The organism is Pseudoneobacillus rhizosphaerae (assembly GCF_917563885.1).
Lineage (GTDB): Bacteria > Bacillota > Bacilli > Bacillales > Cytobacillaceae > Pseudoneobacillus > Pseudoneobacillus rhizosphaerae.
In genome coordinates, this window is the sequence record NZ_CAKJTG010000061.1 from 1 (window position 1) to 2,663 (window position 2,663).

The window sequence follows — 2,663 nt, forward strand, 5'->3', positions numbered from 1 at the left end:
AATTCCGCCTATTGACTAGAAAAACGTTAAAAAAGGGGAATTTGCTTGACATAACCGGAAAATCTCCCCTTATTTAGCCCGAAACGTGCTCCATTCTGAATATAACCGGAAAATCTCCGCTTATTTTTCTTTCTCTGGTGACTTTTAAATTTTTTTTTTTTCAATCTGTATCGATTATTGAAAACAAGTGAAACAATGCTCTTCAATTATTTTTAGGGAGAAAACAGGAATGACAACTATTTTAATTGTTGATGACGATATTCTAATTTTAAATCTTGTTCATATTCACTTAACTGAACAAGGCTATCATGTGTTGCAAGCGAAGGATGGTATGGAGGCTTTGGAAGTTTTTAAAAAAGAGGCATGTGATTTGGCAATTGTTGATGTCATGATGCCATTCATGGATGGGTATACTCTCACGAAACAAATTCGAAAAGAATTTGATATTCCTGTGATCCTTTTAACCGCAAAAAACCAAATCGAGGATAAAGAGCAAGGATATCAAGCTGGAACGGATGATTATCTAGTCAAGCCATTTGAACCAAAGGAACTGAGCTTTCGGATAAAAGCTTTGTTACGTAGATATGATAATCAAGCAGATGAATCCATACTAAGTATAGGTGATACAACTATTAATAAAAAGAGCTATGAGGTTCAGATTGGAAACCGAACATTGCTTTTACCCTTAAAGGAATTTGAACTTTTAACTTACTTAGTTTCTAATCCTAAACAGGTGTTTTCCAGAGAACATCTCATTAACCACATATGGGGGATGGATTTTGAAGGGGATGAAAGAACAGTAGATGTGCATATCAAAAGATTAAGGGAACGTTTTTCAATCTTAACCGATGATTTTAAAATAAATACAGTTCGTGGGGTTGGCTATCTATTGGAGATCCAGCGCCGATGAAAACTCTTTATGTGAAATTTATTGTGGTTACCATTGGAATGATGTTTATCAGCTTTATTCTTGCTTTCTTAATCTCAAATATTCATTACCAAAAAACACTGAAGCCTGTTAATGATCAAAAAAACACTAAGGTTGCACTAGACATCGCTTCCTTTGCTTCGGAGCATCCAAACCTCAACCTGAAGGAGTATTTAGAAAGTATATCTTTAGTTGGCTATCAATTGTATTTGGTAGATACCGATGGGAATGAATTCTTTTTTGGCGAGCCTTTCAGGGACAAAGGTCTTTCTGATTCAACCAAACAGTCTGTATTAAACGGCACTATTTTTCACGGCATTCTTCAATTTCCACAGAAGACATTTGTTACTGGCTTTTTTGCTAATGAACTAAAGAATACGATTGGCGTTCCATTGAAGTATAACGGAGAAAGCTTTGCACTTTTTGTTAGACCGGATATCAAATTCCTATTCAATGAGATGCACATATTATTCGGATGGATCCTTGTACTGGCAATTTCTTTGACTATCATAATGGTTATTATTAATACCAAATATTTAGTAAAGCCAATTTCTAAACTAACTAAAGCAACAAAGTTATTGGCAAATGGGAATTACAAAGTTGAATTCGGCATTGCTCGCCATGATGAGTTAGGCGAGCTTTCCCATAGTTTTTTTCGCATGGCAAGAAAGCTAGAACAAATAGATGATATGAGGAAGGAATTCATCTCGAATATTTCTCATGATATACAATCACCACTATCCAATATTAAAGGATATACGAACCTTTTGGATAACAATTCTATTAGCAAAGAAGAAACAACCAAATATATTTCAATCATTAACGGTGAAATTAGAAGACTATCTACTTTAACAGAACAATTGTTACTTCTTGCCTCATTAGATCGAGATGAGGAATTTATGGTAAAAAAACTATTCAACGTTGGACAGCAGCTAAAGGAATTGATCCGAAATTACCAATGGGCAATCAATGAAAAAGGCATCATGCTAAGCTACACCTTACCAGATATAGAATTATTAGGCGATCCATCCTTATTAGAGACTGTTTGGGACAACCTTTTATCAAATGCAATTAAATATAATAAGCCAAATGGTAGTATAGAAATCGTAATAGAAGCCAGAGAAGGGTCCATTTTCGTAACTTTTGAGGATACAGGGATTGGTATGAAAGATACGGAATTAGAAAGGATATTTGACCGCTTTTACCGGGCAGATGTTTCACGGACAAGAACGATAGAGGGAACAGGCTTAGGTCTGTCAATTGTTGCTACAATTGTAAAGCTGCATGGAGGGAATATTACCGTGAAAAGTAAAGAAAAAGAGGGAACAAGTTTTATAGTGGAATTGAGTCATGGGGACCGTTCACTTGCTTCAAAATGAAGCATAAGAATTGTCCCCATTCTTTCTCTTATTGCCTCGTTCAACTGTTTGACATAATGTTTTTACGGATTTGTGAAGGTTTCTAATATCCCCACATTGTTTACTAATTTTCTTGTATATTGATAGTGTAATCATTCATTAAATTAAATTATCAATTGAGAGGAAGTTGATTCATATGTTGGTGAATTTCTTAAGAAAAAATAAAATTGCTGCTGCTTTATTCACAGTACTTCGAATTTATTTAGGATATGCTTGGTTAAATGCTGGGATTCACAAATTGACTGGTGGCTTTGATGCAAGTGGATTTTTAAAAGGGGCTGTGGCAAATCCAGTCACTGGTCCTGATGGAATTGTGT

2 protein-coding genes and 1 pseudogene are annotated in these 2,663 nt (G+C 35.0%); all 3 read left to right on the forward strand.

Annotated features, from left to right (window positions below):
• The first annotated feature begins 229 nt into the window (after positions 1-229).
• Complete coding sequence (locus LRP83_RS23090; protein WP_230499181.1) at positions 230-910, forward strand: response regulator transcription factor; 681 nt, start codon at positions 230-232, stop codon at positions 908-910.
• Entirely contained in the window at positions 907-2,307 is a 1,401-nt protein-coding gene (locus tag LRP83_RS23095; protein WP_230499182.1) for a sensor histidine kinase, read from the forward strand. The genes LRP83_RS23090 and LRP83_RS23095 overlap by 4 nt, the downstream gene beginning before the upstream one ends.
• A gap of 175 nt (positions 2,308-2,482) precedes the next feature.
• Positions 2,483-2,663: pseudogene (locus LRP83_RS23100) on the forward strand (Crp/Fnr family transcriptional regulator); the annotation flags it as partial.